The organism is Terriglobus sp. RCC_193, from assembly GCF_041355105.1.
Lineage (GTDB): Bacteria > Acidobacteriota > Terriglobia > Terriglobales > Acidobacteriaceae > Terriglobus.
On sequence record NZ_JBFUPK010000001.1, the window covers coordinates 1,175,144 to 1,192,902 of the forward strand.

Sequence of the window (17,759 nt, forward strand, 5' to 3'; positions counted from 1 at the left end):
TACAGAAAAAGACACAGCCGAAGCTGTGTCTTTGCTTTCAATGGATATTTCCAGGTGGCTATGGAACGCGTAGCGGACGGAACCCTTCCATAGGGAACAGCCCCGTCGGGTAGTCGTCTGTGGGGTACTGCGCCTTGAAGAGATAGCGTGCGAAGAAAGTGGGCTGCACCATCGTGTAGTTGTTGGTGTTATTCGCAGCCAGCGCTCCACCCACGTACCAGTGTTCGGCTACGTGATAGCTGAATTCGCCGCCGATGTTGAAGTTGGCTCCGGTGGAGGTGCTGCGCGCGGCGTAGGCCGTGGCGCAGGTCTTCTGGGCAATCTCAATCAACGAGCAGCCGGAGAGCGAACCGTTAAACAGCGCAATGCTGCCGGAATCGGACATTGGGTAGTACTTGGCCGTGTCCTGCACAAACGTCTGCACGCCGATGGCGCCCGCAATGGTGTAGTGCCATTTATCGCGATAGTGGCCGTTCCAGGTGATGGGCAACGAACCCAGGAAGTAGACCTCCGGGCTGAAGTAGCCGCCATTGCCATAGGTCAGCGGGAGTTCATTATGGGCGTAGTGCATGCCGAAGAAGCTGCCGCCCACATTCAGCGAACCATATTGCGGCACCTGCCAGACACGGAAGTACGCGCCCATAGTGCCTTCGAACTTCTGGTTATCCAGCACCTTGTAACCGTTAACGGTACCGCCGTCACCACTGACGTAGAAGCCCGATTTCTCATCGCCGAAATCGACACGGGCACCCACCGTGGTGGAGACGACACCGCCCCAGATATTGCCTGAGAAGACCGGAGTAACGGATCCCGGGTCGCGCAGGCCGGCGTAGGAAAGCTGCGTATCCTTTACCGAATCACGCTCGCCGAAGAGCGTGAGGTGATTGAAAAAACGCGCACGTGCGCGACCGGTGATGTTATTCACCAGGAACTGATACGGCGTGTATCCCACGGCCAGACCAAAATTCGTGGTGCTCATCTGTAGTTCACCACCGACGCCGGAAGCATACTGCGGCGCAGGAGAGTTAATGGCCGTGGCGGGCAATGTACCCAGCAACGGTGTCGCTGTGGTTGCGCCCAGCGTCCCTAGATCGAGTGTTCCGCTGTTCAGGAAGACCGCCTTGGGAATAACGGAGAAACGCACGCGGTTCCCCACCACAAAGGTGGCTTCCATCGGAGCTTCGTAATCGAAGAGGCGGTTGACACCCGGGGTGCCGCTGCGGAAACGTACCCAACCGCTGCCACCTACCCAGCCGGAGTAGCTGGATTCCAGCGTGGCAAGATCCAGTTCCGTCTGCTGCCGCTCGTTGAGCGGCGGTGCGACTTTCTCGTTCGGATCGTAATAACCACGCAGAGGAGGAACGCTGCGCGCCACCAGGTCGCCATCCGTGGGAATGCGATTGTTCCCGTTGTATGGCGGCAGATCCGGGTACGGCTGCGTGGAAAGCTCGTTGGGTGCCGCCGGATAGAAGATGGGCGCGGAGGCCTGCCCAACGCCGGAAATCGAGGTGGCAGAACGCGAACGCGTGGTGCGGTGCGCCGTCGTGGATCCACTGATTACAGGGCGTGTGGGCTGCGGATATTGCTGGCCATAGCTGTTGCCTCCGCTTTGAATCCCATACGTGTTGTACGAACGGCCAGACTGAGCCGTGGTGCTCGTGTCATAGGGCAACGTATTGGTGGGCGCTGTTGCAGGCAACGACGATGGCTGGCCCGCCTGTCCTGGTGCTGGCGTCAGCGTGTACTGCGTGTTGCGCGGCGTCCCATCGGCAATCTCATCCGGCGGGCTGCTCTGTCCCATCATGCTGCGCGGATCAGATTGGCGGCGGCGCTGTGCTGCTGCTTCCGCTGCCGCAACTTCAGGATGCACCGTCTTTCCTCCGCGCTTGCTGTTGCTGACCGCGCGGGTCGGAACATGCACTTCGCTGGGCGAGTACGTCACCATCGGCGTCGCGTTTTGTTGTGTCGGCGGAAGGTAAGGCACATATGGGCCATAGACTTCGCCATTGAACTGGCCCGTCTGCGCACCTTCCCTATGCGATCCCGCGAGGTAAAGCGGTTCTGTCGAAGTGTTCGTTGACTGGGCCTGCTCGGTCGAACGGCGAACCTGCTCGTGCTGATACGTCAGCGAGGCGTCCGGCGCGCTTCCCGGAAGATCCATGGCCGAGGAAAGTGGCTGCACGCTCGCGGTAAGCGGAGCCTCTTGCGAATGGCCCGTTACGTCCGGCACGGCGTAATTTTCCGAGATACCGGGATACACAATTGCCCCCGCAGCAGGAAGTGTGCCGGAATTCGGCACATAGTCTCGCAGACGCTGCGTGGAGGGCTGCTGGCGCACCGTGGAATTGGGGTTTGCCATGTACGACGGCACCGCTGGCTGAGCGGCGTTGCCGTTGTACGGCAGCGCGTACCCGGAACCCGGCAGCGGTGCCTGCGTGCCAATCTGCACCGGAGCCTGCCCGTAGGCATTCGACGCATTGGGCAAGTACGGATGCGCCGGAGGCTGCGTCATGGGCGTGCCGTCCGGGTTGCGGTCTTCCTGTCCGGGAGCCAGAAGCTGCGCTAGGCCTTCTGCCTGCGTGGGACTGGGCAACTGGCGTGGGTTCAGCGGCGAAGGCTGATTGAGGATGTACGCTAGTTCCGAACCGGGGTCGGGCTGCGGCTGTGCGGCGAGTGATGCGCGGTAGTAATCGGCAGCACGGGTGCTGTCGCCACGGGCCTGCTCGAAACGCGCGGCAAGATTGAGAATCTGACCGTCGCGGGGATACTGATCCAGCGCATAACGCAGCCAGTTTTCGGCGTCCTTGAGATCATTAGCGGCAAGCGCGGAACCGACGGCAGCCTTGTAATCCGCAGCGGAGCCAGTACTCATGTCCTGCGCCTTGAAGATGGCGACAGCCTGCTTCGGCAATCCGGCGCGCAGGTATCCGCCAGCCAGCGCCTTGATGACTCCAGGGTTATCCGGGAAAGCCCTTGCTGTGGCATTCAGGATGGCGAGCGACCGCTTCTCGTTGTTGGCAGCGGCAGACTGGTTCGCCTTGCGGACGGCCCAGTTGGCCCAGATGACCTGTACCGTGCGGCGCTGTTCGTCGGAAAGGTCCTGACGGCTGCCAAGCACCAGCAACTGGCGATAAAGGCCGACATCGTTCTGCCCATTGAAGAGCAGCCATGCATTCTGAATGTCAATGTCAGCCGGGGCGACCGTGTGCTGGCTGGCATAACGCTGCTGCACGCGATTCAGGAAAAGCATGGCCTGCGAAGGCTGACCGAGGCCGTTGTAGATGTTGCCAACCGTCTGGAGATATTCGACGTCGCCTTCGAGCGTCTTGCGCGTGGACACTGGAATCTGCTGAACCTGCGCCAGAGCCTCGCGGTCGCGGCCTGCGGTATGCAGCGCGGTCAGCAGGCCTTTCCACGCATCCACGCGATCCGGATTTTCGCTCAGGATGCGCTGATAGATGGGAAAAGCATGTGCCGCGTCGTTGCGCTGCAGATAGAGCCCCGCCAGTTGCACCTGCAGTGGCACGGGGATGCGCTGACCGGTGGTGTTCTGCTGCGCGATGGCGCGCTCCAACAGGCTTTGCGCAATGTCGTACTTATTCTGCGACTGGTAGATGGCCGCCGCAGTTCCAAGGAAGCCGGGGTCCCGGAGCGCCTGGTCGTAGACCACAGGCGGCATGCTCTCCAGGGTCTGAATCGCGCCCGCATCGTCATGCATGGTGTGCAGGGTGTTAACTAATCCCTGCCATGCGAGCGCGTTCGTAGGGTCCGCGGCAAGTACCTGCCGGTACAGGCCGGAAGCCTGATCAAGATGGTTCGCCTGCAGCAGCAGGCTGGCGTACTGAAGCTGCGTATCTGCCTTTAAACCCTGCGCTCCCGCAGGAAAAGGCAGATCGAGCGCGGAACGCAAAACACGCTGCGCATCCGCATCGCGGCCAACGGCGGAATAAGCCGATGCCAGCGAGCGGAGGTAATCCGGATCACGCATAAGTTGCGTACGGATAGACTGCGGCGTGCGGCGCTCTGTGTCGAGTGCGGCCGCGGCATGGCCCGCCTGATACTGCGCCATGAACAGACCGCGCCAGCCTTCGATGGCCTGCGGCTTCAGGCGGATATATTCCTGATACGCGGACACGGCCGGTTCCGGCTGTTGCGCTTTCGCAAGCGTTCCCGCGAGTCCGAGCAGCGCTTCCGGGCCATTGGGCCGGATGGCAAGCGCCTGCCGGTACTGCTGCTCCGCCGTGGTCAGATCATTCTCATTGAGGGCGATGCCGCCCTCCTGAATGGTGTAAAAGTAACGCGCAGAGGTCAGGTTCGCGTCCAGCCCCTTGTCCGTAGCGCCCTCCTGCTTCGCCTGTTCCAGGAAGGAAATGGAACCGCCAAAGTTCTGCTGATTCATGCGGACGTATCCCATGCCGGCAAGTGCGCGGGCATCATTGGGATTCTTGGCCAGCAATGTCTTGAAGCGCTCTTCCGCCTCAGTAAACCGCTTCGCATTCAGAGCAGCATAAGCGGCGGCCTGTTCCGCGTTGTACTGGCGGAGTGCAGCGTTCTCTGGCGGTTCGACATAAGGCGCAGCGGATGATCCTGTTTTGCGACTCTTCGCCGCGGCGCGCTGGTTCGCCTCCGTAGTACGTAGAGCATCCTGCAACTGCGGATCACGATGTTTCGCGAGATAGTTGCGGATATCACCTGCGGAAGCCGGATTCTGCGCGTCCCACACCAGCGACTGCTTCAGTGCCTCTGCCGCCTGCGGATCGTTGGGGTGACGCTCCAGCAGCCTGCGGCCTTCTGCGCGCGTCTTTGGGTTGTACGTAAGGATGCGGCCCAGGGCCACCTGATAGCGCGAATCCGCCGGATAACGATCCATCAGCGACCGCAGCGCTGCAATGGCGTGCGGACGACCGTCTTCCGTGGCGGCTTCTGTCTCGTAATAGGCCAGCGCCCATTCGCCCTGCGGCGGATTGTTGCCGAAAACGGAGCGATAGATACGCACGGCTTCCGCGTAATTTCCAGCGGCGGCAAGCTTGCCCGCCTTCTGCAATTCAGCCAGTTGCGCTCCCTGCTGCATCACGCTTTCCGCGCGGGCAATGCCGGGATCGTTCGGATTGATGGAACGCAGGCGCTGCAGATACGTGTTGGCCAGCGCGTTGTTGCCAGACATTTTGGCGGCGCGCGCCAGACCGGCAAGTGCATCGGTATTGTTCGGATCGGCAAGCAGAACCTGTTGCCAGGTCTGCGCGGCCATGTCCATGCGTCCGCGTGATTCCAGCGAGCGAGCCTTATCCAACAGAGCCTGTGTGGCTGCGCTGCTAGAAGCGGGTTGTGTTTGTGCCTGCAGGCACGACTCTGCTGGAGTGCTGAGAAGAACGGCACTCAGGAACAGAAGCGTCCGCCGGGATGGAGCCTTGTATGCCATTCAATCTGCCTCTGCGCTGGTACATTGCCCGCGCATGCTAAACACTACCGACCTGGGAACCAGGCCTATGGTATTCCCCTCAGAATCTTACCCGTTTCCTGTGTGTAACACCCACTTTTTTTGGGTTTACTCTTGATGCAACAGTCATTTGCCTTGCACTACTTCCATTTCAGCTTGAGCCTTCCCTCCCGATCGAAGCGAAAACGCCCTTCCTGCCAACCGGTCGCAAACAGTGCAAGGTTCTGATCGTAGTACAGAGAGGAGTGACCATAAAGGCCAGTGGTGGCATCCTTACTTGCCGTAAGGCGGTCGCTCTGCACCTTCGCCTGACTTTGGTGTCCTGTCACGGCCAGATAAGGAATCATCGCTGCGGAAAATCCAACAGTGCCCTCAGGATTTAAAACTTTTCCCGTCAGGTCCACCTGCAAAGGAGGCGTTGTGGCCGTTTGCATGTATCGCCCCATACCCTGCAGATATCCCAGCGATTCGGAAATCCCCGCAGTGTTCTTGTCGGACATGCCCAGCCAGAGGTAGACGCGGATGGCTTCATAACCGCCAACCGGAGTGAAATCGTTCTTGCCGGAAGCAAGTTGTGCCGGAGTGCCGCTGGGACGTACGCCCGTTCCTGCGGTGACCCAATCCATGGCGTATCCCGCGGGAGAACTTCCCTGGATCAACATGGGATAGCTTTCCAGAAGCGATGCCCACGGCCCCTGCAGTGAATCCAGCCGCAGCCGAGCCAACACCTGGGGCGGCGTGTACGAGGGGTTCAGGATGAAGGTGTTCTGATCGGGATGGAACCCCTGCGGACCGGGGAGCAGAATCGTTCCCAGGCCCGGGGCTAAAGCGACCTCGCTCTGCGCGATGCGGCTGGCCATGAAGGTCCCAAGTTTCGCAAGACGGTCGTCTTTCCACAGACGTCCGGCCTCAACCAGGTCATAGGCGATCCACAGATCGGCGTCGGCTGCGGAGTTCGCATCCAGCATCTTCCACTGGCCTTCCGGCGACTTGCCCCAATGCCATGCGGGAAGCCTTGCCGTCAGGTCACCGCCGGCAAGGTTGTCCTCTGTCCAGCGGAGCATCTTTTCGAATGTAGGACGGTCGTTACTGACCAGCGCGAAGAACATGCCGTAAGCCATGCCTTCGCTGGTGGTGCGGTCGTTGGAGCCCGGGTCATGGTCAATGACGCGACCGGAGGAGTCAACAAACTTTGCACGATAGGCCTGCCAGAACGGCCACGGAACCTCCGCCCGGCATCCCGTCTGCGACAGCAACGTGAAACATGCGATTGCGACCGCCGCGGTGCGACGGAAGGAATCGCGCCATCCCTTTCGTGCTCCCTGCATTTAGTCCTCTCCCTGCAACCGCAACCGTGCACGACGACGGAGCGATACGCGGATGAGCGCTGCCAGCAGAATGCAGGCCACGATCACCAGCAAGACAACGGATGCCGGGAATTCGGAAAAGAACAACTGGAGACGTGTCCAGATCGACAACGAACCGACCTTATACACGTCGTTGCCAATGCGGTAAGAGACGAACTGTGTGCCGTGAAGAACCGCAACAGACTGCGAAATGTCCGATGACGAGTTGACACGGAGGAAGGTGGTAAGGAACGCCGGGATGACGGAATGATCGCGGAGGGCGATCACAACCACCGAACGATTGGAGCGCGCAGGCCACTCCACGCCTTCGATCAATGCGTCCGGCAGACCACCGGAGACTTCCAGTTCCCCTGTCTTCACGTGATCGGAAGAGCGAACCTTCCACCATGCGTGTTCCAGCGGAGCAAAGAAGCCCTGGGTATCAGATATCTTCAGGCCTCCGGTCGAAGGCTGCACCGGCAGGTGATCGTTCAGCTTGGCAAAGGCCGTCTGGTCCTCCACGGTACCCAGGACGATGTAGTCCTTCTTGCCGTCAGACTTCAGGCCGTCGGGGCCTTCCACCGTGACGTCAATGGCGGGATAGCCAGTGGCGGCACCGAAATGGCCCATGAGGGTCAGATAGGCTTCAATCTCGTCCGCGCCAGGATTGTCCGGCAGAATGAACGTCGTCTGCGACAGGTCCTTATAGCGCGTGAATGGGAAACCCGCGTTGGAGAACAGCTCCAGATCCGGCAGCACAGCCAGATGCGGAATACCACGGATATCCAGGTAGGAATCCTTGATGATGGCTCCCTGCAGGTTGAGCGGCGCCGTGTCCTGGCACTTGTTCTTCTTCGCAATCTGGAAGACGAACTTCAGGCTCATGGTCTGTGAGAACGGACGCATGTCCACTCGGGGTACGGGAATCTCCGTCTCAAGGCGTGCCGAGGCACGGTCTGCATGCGGCATGGGTGTGGACGACACGTACGCCGTGTTCATGTAGACCTGCAACGTGCTCTCGTTCGCCAGTGGCACCGGGTTATACCGGTAGTCCATGTGGAAGATGAGGTTGGCACGTGAACCGTAGTACAGATCCGGTGGCAGGCGCATGAAAACGCCCACCGGAACAGAGCCGTCGCCCTGAAGATCGCCGGTCTGCATCAGTTGACCAACCGTTGTCAGACGATCCGTGGGCATCCAGCGCGGTGCATCGTCTGGCTCGCTGGGAGCGGGATGCTTTACGGATGCGGATACCTGGTTGCCCTGCCACATGTCCTTCTGCAGCGACAGCGCCTGCGCCGCCAGGACTGTATCCACTGCGGAATTGCCTGTCAGCACCAACACCTTGGAATACGGATCGGATGGATTCGTTCGCATGGCGATGGTGGGGCCACCTGTGGACTGCACATTCAGCGATGCCGGAAGTTCTCCTGCGTTCTCGCTGATCAGGATGACGTTGCCCTGCGGAATCTGTCCGAAGGAGACCGGGAAGCGCACCTTGCGATAGTCGGTGAGCATACCGAAGTACGATGCGACGATGCCCGCGGCCTGCATGGCCTTGGTCGATGGCTGGTTCAGGAAAACGATGGGCACTACGGGATGCAGGTTCACCGCGGCGTCATAAAACGGCAGCGGCAACAACTTCAAATCGTCCTGCAGAGGCAGCAGATTGCCTGTGAGTTCGATGGAACTGTTGTTATCCACGTGAGACCACAGCGTGGAGTGCGAAGGGTCTTCGCACTGCAGCGTGTAATGGCCGATGAACTCAAAGGTAATCTGGTTGTCGCGAACAAGCATGTCCGCAGGCATTTCCAGCGTGGCTTCCAGTAGCGCGTTGTTCTCGCCGACACGTTTGACAGAAAGTTTCTGGCTCTCCGCGATCTTCTCTTCCGGTGTCAGGTCCGTTGTGGCCAGAATCGGTTGCTGCGTGACTGGCAGCGTGGCGAAGAGCGTGCCGTTGACGGAGACCTTCAGGTGGCTCAGCGCAGGCAGCAGGCCCGGCGAAAAGTGAAAGCGGAGATGCAGCGTCGCGGTTTTCACTACCTGCGTCTGTGGCACGGCAAAGTAGATCGAGTGATACGCATCCACACCACGCAGAACAATGGTGTCGGCGACGCCCACATCCTGCAGCGTGAAGACATTATCAAACTGTCCCGGCGGCATAACTCGCTGCTGCGGCACGGAACCGGACGTCTGCCCCAATGCGCCAACCGCGTCGTTTGCGGCTCCGCTTTGCGCCGCAGGCGGCACCATCATGCCAGGTGTCTGCGCGCGCAGAGAAATGCCACCCAGCCCCAACAGCGTCCCCAGCGTGAGCAACAGTGCCAGTGGGGTAATCCCCGAACTCAGCGCACTTTTTTCACTACCCGCGTTCTTGTTCATCAGACCTCGGAAGGTTTCTTTCAACCCAATTACAGCAAGACTTAAAATGCGCGCCAGGCTCTTCAGTGGACGGTCGGCCTCACGCGCTTCACCCCATCCCAGCCATGTGTCGGCGCGCGAATACAGCACCTGCGTCAGCGCTTCTTCTTCAGGGATGGAGAGCGGATCGAACTGTGCGCGAAGCTCCGTTCCATTAACGCGCACAATGGTGGCGGGAAGCGACTCTTCGCCATCGAGCACCGGGAAGTGAATACGCACCGGCTCCCCGCCCTCGACCATCGCGGCTTCGTCGGTTTCCATCATGACTCCGCCGCTGGAGACGTCTGCCGTCACACCGGTAAGCATCGTTCCATCAGGAAGCTCCACCCTCACCGGCACCTGCATCGTCACGCGCACCGTCTGGCGGCGCTGCTGGCTCTCCCACGCCACGCCACAGGCCACACCCAGGATGAGAGTGTTGAAGAGAGTCCACAGGACGTTCATGAAGATGGTTCCGGGATGGGTACCGTCATACATGTTCGCGAGAACATTCAACGGCCAGACCAGACCACTTCCGGGAAAGTGGAAGTAGCGCGGGATAGCACACAGAAGGCCCAGGAAGTTAAACGCGAGCATCGTCAGAAACGGCAGAGCAATGCGCGAATCGAAGAATCTGCGGCTGACGACACCGCCCTTTGCCGTTACGTTGAACGAACCCAGCTTGGGGTTGATGATGGCCATGAACGTGGGCAGGAAGATGTATGGCGCCAGCACCGTCTCGTAGATTTCGTTCCAGAATGAATGCCGGTGCTGACCCTGAATACGCGAGTTCGTCATGGACGACAACACCAGATGCGGGAAGGCGTATGCAAGGATGGCCGCCCAGTAACCCGGCACGTTCGTGTGGCCCAGAATCAGGTAGATCAACGGGGCGAAAAGAAAGATCAGACGCGGGAAGCCGTAGAGGAAATGCGTCATCGCGTTGAAGTAGCAGAGCCGCTGCATGGCCTTGAGGCCCGGAGCAAACAGCGGGTTGTCCGTACGCATGATCTGGATCATGCCGCGCGCCCAGCGGATGCGCTGCTTTACGTGGCCACTGAGGCGTTCCGTGGCCAGCCCCGCTGCCTGCGGAATGTTGATGTATGCCGTATTCCAGCCATTGATCTGCATACGCAGACTGGTGTGGGCGTCTTCCGTGACGGTTTCAACGGCAATGCCGCCGATCTCATCCAGAGCTTCGCGGCGAAGTACGGCGCACGAGCCACAGAAGAAGGTGGCATTCCACAGGTCATTGCCGTCCTGCACGATGCCGTAAAAGAGTTCGCCTTCATTGGGAATGGCACGGAACTGGCCAAGATTACGTTCAAACGGGTCCGGAGAATAGAAGTGATGCGGCGTCTGCAGCATACTCAGCTTCCGGTCGCGCAGGAACCAGCCCACCGTAATCTGCAGGAACGAACGTGTGGGGACGTGGTCAGAATCGAAGATGGCCACCAGCGGCGAATGCAAACGCTTCAGCGCACGGTTGATGTTACCGGCCTTGGCATGCGCATTATCATCTCGCGTCATGTAGCCGATCCCGGCTTCTTCGCAAAAGACGCGGAACTCTTCGCGGTTGCCGTCGTCGAGGACGTACACATTCAGCTTGTCCGCGGGCCAGTCAATCAGAGTGGCTGCGAGTGCGGTGTAACGCACCACGTTGAGAGGCTCGTTATACGTGGGAATCAGCACGTCCACCGCAGGCCACTCTTCGGGATCATCCGGCAATGGTACAGGCGTGCGCCGCAGAGGCCAGAGCGTCTGAATATAACCGAGGTAAAGGATGGAGAACGAATACGCTTCCGCCAGAACCAGCAGGAAGATGAAGAACGCGTCCAGCCCGCCCCACTGAGAGCCGGGGTCCATGAAGAACTTGATGACCGTGGAGATACGCCAGTAAGCGTAACGATACGTGGAATAGCAGGACGCCATCATCAGCGTGAGCGTGATGAGGTAAGACGAAGAGGAACGGTCCATCCATATTGCGATGAGAACGGTCACCACGCCCAGAATGGCCTGCTGGGGCCACGTGAGTTCCAGCAAGCCGGCGTATACCAGAAGGCACACACAGCAGAAGACCACTATGGTGCGCAGGAGAAGCATGGGATAGTTATCGCCGCTCTCAAACTCCTGCCAGAGTCGCGTTTCGGTCATCGTTCACTCCAGCGGATGCTTCGCATACTGTTCTGCGCTGGTGCCGCAAGGTTGCGAGCCCACTCCGCCAGATGCGTGTAATCTTCCGCAACCGGCGATTCCGGTGCGTAATCCATAACGGTCATACCTTCGGCCAGCGCCTCTGCAACGGCAGGCGAGCGCCGGATCAGCACCGGCAACAGACGATCGCCGAGTTGCTGACGCAGCACCTCGCGCACATCCAGATGAAGCGGCAAGGAGGCATCAAACTGGTTCAAGACATAGTAAGGGCGGACTGGACGGCCCTCTGCATCCTGCGTTCCCGCAAAGAAGCGCTCCATGTTCTTAATGCCGAGAACCGAGTTCATGTCCGGTGAAATCGGCACCAGAATCTTGGCCTGCTTTTCTGCAAGACGGCGACCCAGCCATGCGCTGGGGCTGTTCAGATCCAGCAGAATACGCTGCGTGCCGCGCGCATGCTGTGCGATCTCTTCCAGGAGTGCCGCCTGTCCTTCGTCATCGTTATGCATGCCCTCTGCCTCGTAATTCACCATGAAAACCGGTGCGTCCCTGCTGTCCGGTGGAGGCGAGAAGGTCCGCACTACATTCGGCCGCAATTCGCGTGCGCCAAAGTAATACGGCAGCAGGCCGTGGGGCGTGGCGTCTGCCAGAAGAACACGTTCCCCCATGGAGGACAGCGTGCGTCCAATGGTAGCCACCATACTCGTCTTGCCCACGCCGCCGGACAGCGACATGACACAGAGCGTCGGTACTGGAATTTCCTGATTTCGCGCAGGTGCCGGCTCTGAGGATGTTTCCGTGTTTCCGCCGACCAGTCCCTTCAGCGCGAACCATCGTGCGGCAACCCGTTCGCGCGATTGCTGCAGGGTGTCTCCCGAAGGACGCGAGGCTGGCTGGCTCGAAGCCTCGCTGGAACCCGGCCTCGCCTGCGGCACTTCGGCCACGCGTTGAGCGGCAGGCAGTGTGGTCGGCTGAACATCGCGCATGGCACGGATGTCCGAAATACGTTCGACACCGCGTGTCTCTGAAACCCGTGCAGATGGCAACTCGTGACGATCGCTGTCTCTCCGCGTCTCGGTCCGGGAAGCAGGAAACCGATCCGGCAAGGGAGGAAGGTTGAATCCACCATCCGACGCAGGCACAAACTGCCCGGAATACGCCGATGGACGCGACCGTTGCTCTTCACGAACGCTCTCTTCGCCATAGGAGCGATCTTCCCGGGCGGAAATGCGTTCGCTGGGAATGGCACGCTCCTGCGGTTCCGTTGCGTGCCGTTCCTGACGCGAAGAAGCCTCAGGCACGCGCGCATCACGTCCGAACCATTCCGGACGTCCCTCCGGAGAACGCACTGGCTCATCCCGATGCGTCGGCGGCAATGTGGCATCCGACCAGCGTCGATCCGTGGGAAGGCGGCGCATAGCCTTCAGAGACTCTGCACTATATTCCGCGGCTTCGCTGACAGGCTGGGCGATGGGTTCCTGGCGCGAGCGACGGGTTGTGCGCGCGGAAATGTCCGTTGCCGACTCGCGACGGCGCACACGTGAGTTGTCCAACACGTGTGTATTGCCCGGCTCCGGGTCCACAGAACGCATCACACGGCGGTCCGGCCCTTCGTCCGATGCAGAGGACGGCCGGGAAGCAGAAGCGCGCGGTGGAATATGCAGATCACGCGGAGCGGAATTCGGGTCAGAAGCGGTACGCGCCGGAGCCGGAGTTACAGAAGAAGCGCTCCTGCGGTCAAGCCGGTGATCGTAGTAACCGGCATCATCAATTTCGTATTCGTGCGAATCGCCAGAGCGATGCAGACGATCCAGCTCATCCGGACGATTGCGCTCCCGTGTGTCTTCCGGGGTTTCTGTACGGCGTTCCGGATAGGCATAGCTCTCCGTGTAAGGAGAACGCGAACCAGAGCTACGCGGACGGATACCGGAAGAAAAGAGGCCGTGCGGATCGCGCTCCGGCGCCGTGGCCGCGGGCATTTCGGCGCTCCCCTTCGAGCGGTGGTAATTTTCCGTGATCCTGCGTTCTGAGGAGACGCGCTGCGGAACGGAACTGCGAACACCCTTGCCCGGAGCAAATGCCGTGGGCTCCAAATGACCTGCGTAATAGTAGGGATCGTTGATTTCGCCGGGCAGTTCTTCACGAGTGGAATCGCGGTAGCGGGCGTCAGCTTCTGCGTAACGGGCCGCCTGTTCCTCCACGCGTCGCCGCGCTTCTTCCATCTCCCGCTGTGCGTCTTCAAGAGCGCGCTTCAGGTTTTCGGCTGTTTCCACGTGACGCTGAGCGGCCTGGCGTTCATGGCTGGCGCGCTCCTCAGCCAGATGGCGCGCCTCTTCTGCTTCCTTGCGGGCAACTTCGCCGGCTGCGTCCTGCTCCCTGAGGCGCGCTTCTTCCAGCTCACGTGCGGCAGCTTCTTCCCTGGAGCGTGCGGCATCCAGTTCTGCCTGACGTTGCGCCTCCACCACACGGTGACGCTGTTGCGCCCGGTGTTCGCGGCGTTCCGCGGAAAAATCACGGTACTTTCCACCGTGGACATTCGCCCAGGTGTACAGCACGGCAACATCTTCCGGCGTCTCCGGAGCTCCCGTGAGATGTTCGTCTTCTGCCGGATTCATGCTGCTATCGTCCATGCTTCCGTTCTCTCCGCCTTACTTCAAGGGCATCCTCAAAACCGGCACAATAACAAAAGCGGCCACAACGGGCCGTCGCCAGTTTCAGACCGGCAATCGGACGAGGTTTGCACATCAGGTGGTGCGAAATACAGTCTGCTTGAGGAGAGGCTACGTTCCTTACCATCTCAAGTCAACCTACGTATCTGCCACTAAAGTTGCAAGGGGTACCCAGCGCGGAACACCCAGCACCGTAACGGGAAAAAGTTTGAAAATAATCAGGTGGGAATGGTGAGAGGTCTGGGGCTCGAACCCAGGACCAGCGCCTTAAAAGGGCGATGCTCTACCAACTGAGCTAACCTCTCGAACAATTCAAGAATACCTGATTCTGATCAGAATGTCGGCCCGGCCTGCGGTGGAAGAGTGGCCCAGATAGGCGACACGAACCGTTCGCGATACTCCCTGAGGCTGTCTCCGCGCTATTCGTCGTGATCCCGGCTTACTTTGCACAGCCTGCCGTCATCTTCTTCACAATGTTAGTGGTGGAGAAGCCCTCCACAGTGGGCACGATCTCCACGCGGCCACCAGCAGCAAGAACATCTTCATGCCCCACAACCGTCTCCACGGAATAATCGCCACCCTTCACCAGGACATTCGGTTTGAGAGCGCGAATCAATTCCAGCGGCGTCTCCTCGTCAAAGAGCACCACCATATCCACACAGCCCAGGGCAGCCATCACACGTGTGCGTTCGTTCTGGCCCACGATAGGACGTGTGGGCCCCTTCAGCTCGCTTACGGAACGATCTGTGTTCATCGCCACCACCAGCTTCGAACCATAGCGGCGGCAATCTTCCAGCAGGGTGACGTGGCCGATATGCAGCAGGTCAAAACAGCCGTTGGTGAACACGACCGTTTCGCCGGACTCCTGCCATTCAGCGATGCGCGCCGCTGCCCGTTCCCGATTCAGTACCTTTTCACCAGAGATGATGGCGCCGGAGACGGTGAGTTCGGCGACAATCTCATGCGCCGCTACCGGCACTGTTCCCAGTTTGGCAACGACGATGCCTGCGGCTACATTCGCCAGGTCCACCGCAGTTCCCACCTGCAGACCGCCGGCCAGACCGGCCGCCAGTGTTGCGATGACGGTATCGCCCGCACCCGATACGTCAAAGACTTCGCGCGCACGCGCCGGAGAATGAATTTCTTCGCCTTTGCCATCTGCATGAAGCACGCGGATGCCCTTCTCGCTCATGGTGACGGTAAGGTAATCCATCTGCAGCGAGTTCAACAGGTCGCGCCCTGCCTGCAGCAGAGCGTCCGTCTGGTGCACCGGGATGCCGGTGGCCAGGCTAAGCTCATGCAAATTGGGGCTGATGGTGGTGGCACCGCTGTACTTCGTCAGGTCGCGCGTCTTGGGATCTACCAGGACAGGAATGCCTCGGGAGCGCGCAGCGTCGATAACGGCATGACAGAGCGTGTCCGTCAATGCACCTTTTGCGTAATCCGACATGATGACCGCATTTACCGCGGAAACAGCCTTCGTGGCAAAGTCGCGCAGAGCCTGGCAGTCGGTACCGCTGTATTCATCGCGGCTTTCCACGTCAATGCGCATCAACTGTTGCGTGCGACTGACGACACGCGTCTTCGCAATCGTGGGAAGTCCACAATCGACCAGTCCAGAGGCGTCCACGCCGGAGCCTACGAGCAGAGAACGCAGTTCCCTTCCGGCAACGTCGTCTGCAACAAACCCCGCAAGCGTGGCCTTCAAGCCAAGCCCGGCAAGGTTCATGGCAACGTTCGCTGCGCCGCCAGGCCGGGAATATTCACGAACCTGCCGCAGAACGGGAACAGGCGCTTCCGGCGAGATGCGTTCCACATCGCCCACAATGTAGCGGTCAATCATGACATCGCCAATCACCAACACGCTGAGGCTGCCGAAGCCATCCTCCAGCAGGTCAAGTACCTTGTGCAACTCGGGAAGCATGCCTCTCCTTCAAGACGTCTTTGTGACGGACATCTTCATGGTAGCCGTTAGTGCAGCCAGGACTTCGTCCACGGTGATAGAAAGCAGACATTTGCGCTTTTGTTCTACGCAGGTCTCCAGGGCGCATCCCCAACAGTCAACATGGTGATAGATCACGCGATGCCCTTCACCAAAGGGGAACCACATGCGGGGCTTGTTGCGCGCTGCAAAGATCGCGACACAAGGCGTCTGCACCGACGCCGCAAGATGCATGGGGCCACTGTCATGCCCCAGAAACACGCGGCATCTGCTGAAGGCGGCAGCGCTCTCCCGCGGCGATAGCTTGCCGCAGAGATTCACGACAGGACCGGCGCCCGCAACGGAACACCAGCCATCCGACGCAAACTCACTCGCCTCTGACTCTTCCGGTGCGCCCGCAAGCACCAGGCCGTGGTTCGGGTAGAGCTCTGCCACTCGAGATAGCAGAGCACGCCAGTTGTCGCGCCCCCAATCCTTCGCCTGCACCTTGGTTCCTACACTGACGGCGATACATGGCAGATGCGCCACGGGTTGCAGCAGGCGGTCGGCGGCGGCAAATTCTTCCTCTGCAAGCCGCATGTCCCAGCTTGCAGGCTCATTCAAATAGGCCTCTCCCAGCGCACCAATGTTGCGGGACAGCCGCGACGCTTCCGGCTCCAGCCTGCCCGCCGCATCCACCCGGCAGCGCTGCATGTCTTCGGTCACTGGAACGCCGATGATATTGCGTATGCCACAGATGGAACGGAAGAAACGGAGGTCGCGCTCGGCTGTCACAGTGCCACGCGCCGACATCAGGTAGACCAGCGTATCCGGACGGAAGCGGCGGATGCGCAGTGCCAGCTTCAGCAGCTCCAGTGGGCTACGCATGCCTACTGTGTAGCGCTCGTAGCCGTGGACAAGGCCGGACTCGCCCAGGACGGCCGCAGCTGCCGGAGCTTTACCAGAAACAGGAAAGTTGGTCAGCAGCCTGCGCTCAGCCGTGGGAAAGGCACGTTCCACCAAATGTAGCGATGGAAGCGCCACCAACGTGTCGCCCAGACTACCCAAGCGATAGATTAGTACCCTTCGTGCTTTGCGACTGATAGCGGCACCCCTGCCTATTCCCGTTACACTCATTCTCACCTGCCATGCTACATGCCGACACCGCTTACGACCCCACGCCAGAACCGACACACCTGCTGGACGCACAAGCCGAGACGCTACGTTTTGCGGAGCACACCGCACGGTGGCACGTCTCAGACTCAGCAGTTTCTGAAAGTGATCTGTCGCTCCGTTTACATCGCAGTAACTTTGATCTGTGGCACCTGGAGGATCGTGCGCGCGATACCAGCGCTACTGATGCGGTGATCGCCAATGTGAAGCGCGCCATTGACCAGACCAACCAGCGCCGCAATGATCTGGTGGAGGAGGTAGACAACGCGTTGATGACAGCGCTGATCGCCGCAGGGTTGCCGAATCCCCAGTCGCCGTTGCATTCAGAGACACCGGGCATGATCCTGGATCGGCTTTCGATTCTCTCCCTGAAGATCTTTCACACGGCTGAAGAGACGGAGCGGCAGGACGCATCCGAGGAGCATCGGGCACGCAGCCGTCAGCGACTGTCCATTCTGAAGGAACAACGCGCAGCCCTCACCGGCTGCCTGGCCGATCTATGGCAACAGGTGGTGCGAGGAGAACGCCGTTTTCAGCTCTACCGACAGATGAAGATGTATAACGATCCCACCCTGAATCCAGTGCTGTACGCTGCGGCGAAACGCAACTCGATGCCAGGCTCTTGACCGCGTCGCAACACTCCCGTATAACGCATAGCG

7 protein-coding genes and 1 tRNA gene are annotated in these 17,759 nt (G+C 60.0%); 1 reads left to right on the forward strand and 7 read right to left on the reverse strand.

Annotated elements, in window-relative coordinates; translation table 11 throughout:
• Positions 1–58: 58 nt before the first annotated feature.
• From AB6729_RS04940 to AB6729_RS04970, 7 genes are all read right to left on the reverse strand, one after another.
• Entirely contained in the window at positions 59–5,419 is a 5,361-nt protein-coding gene (locus AB6729_RS04940) for a cellulose synthase subunit BcsC-related outer membrane protein (RefSeq protein WP_371080454.1), read from the reverse strand.
• A gap of 158 nt (positions 5,420–5,577) precedes the next feature.
• Complete coding sequence (gene bcsZ, locus AB6729_RS04945; RefSeq protein ID WP_371080455.1) at positions 5,578–6,765, reverse strand: cellulose synthase complex periplasmic endoglucanase BcsZ; 1,188 nt, start codon at positions 6,763–6,765, stop codon at positions 5,578–5,580.
• A complete protein-coding gene (bcsA, locus tag AB6729_RS04950; protein ID WP_371080456.1) occupies positions 6,766–11,337 on the reverse strand; it encodes a UDP-forming cellulose synthase catalytic subunit in 4,572 nt (1,523 codons plus the stop codon).
• Positions 11,334–13,967, reverse strand: a complete 2,634-nt coding sequence (locus AB6729_RS04955) for a cellulose synthase operon protein YhjQ/BcsQ (RefSeq protein WP_371080457.1) — start codon at positions 13,965–13,967, stop codon at positions 11,334–11,336. Before AB6729_RS04955 ends, bcsA begins: the two co-directional genes overlap by 4 nt.
• Positions 13,968–14,235: 268 nt before the next feature.
• Positions 14,236–14,311: transfer RNA gene (locus tag AB6729_RS04960), tRNA-Lys, on the reverse strand.
• Positions 14,312–14,445: 134 nt separating this feature from the next.
• Positions 14,446–15,930 carry a D-glycero-beta-D-manno-heptose-7-phosphate kinase gene (gene rfaE1 / locus AB6729_RS04965; protein WP_371080458.1) on the reverse strand — a complete coding sequence of 495 codons (1,485 nt, stop codon included), beginning with the start codon at positions 15,928–15,930 and terminating at the stop codon, positions 14,446–14,448.
• A 9-nt stretch (positions 15,931–15,939) separates the two neighbouring features.
• Complete coding sequence (locus AB6729_RS04970; RefSeq protein WP_371080459.1) at positions 15,940–16,995, reverse strand: glycosyltransferase family 9 protein; 1,056 nt, start codon at positions 16,993–16,995, stop codon at positions 15,940–15,942.
• An 80-nt stretch (positions 16,996–17,075) separates the two neighbouring features.
• On the opposite strand from AB6729_RS04970, the gene AB6729_RS04975 reads away from it, so the two are divergent.
• Positions 17,076–17,726: a DUF4254 domain-containing protein gene (locus tag AB6729_RS04975; protein ID WP_371080460.1), complete on the forward strand. Its 651-nt coding sequence runs from the start codon at positions 17,076–17,078 to the stop codon at positions 17,724–17,726.
• The last annotated feature ends 33 nt before the right edge of the window (positions 17,727–17,759 follow it).

What these genes read in the sequence shown, in the direction of transcription:
- AB6729_RS04955 (WP_371080457.1), bottom strand. Translation starts at nt 13,967, where the DNA reads ATGGACGATAGCAGCATGAATCCGGCAGAAGACGAACATCTCACGGGA.
- rfaE1 (WP_371080458.1), bottom strand. Translation starts at nt 15,930, where the DNA reads ATGCTTCCCGAGTTGCACAAGGTACTTGACCTGCTGGAGGATGGCTTC.
- AB6729_RS04940 (WP_371080454.1), bottom strand. Translation starts at nt 5,419, where the DNA reads ATGGCATACAAGGCTCCATCCCGGCGGACGCTTCTGTTCCTGAGTGCC.
- bcsA (WP_371080456.1), bottom strand. Translation starts at nt 11,337, where the DNA reads ATGACCGAAACGCGACTCTGGCAGGAGTTTGAGAGCGGCGATAACTAT.
- bcsZ (WP_371080455.1), bottom strand. Translation starts at nt 6,765, where the DNA reads ATGCAGGGAGCACGAAAGGGATGGCGCGATTCCTTCCGTCGCACCGCG.
- AB6729_RS04975 (WP_371080460.1), top strand. Translation starts at nt 17,076, where the DNA reads ATGCTACATGCCGACACCGCTTACGACCCCACGCCAGAACCGACACAC.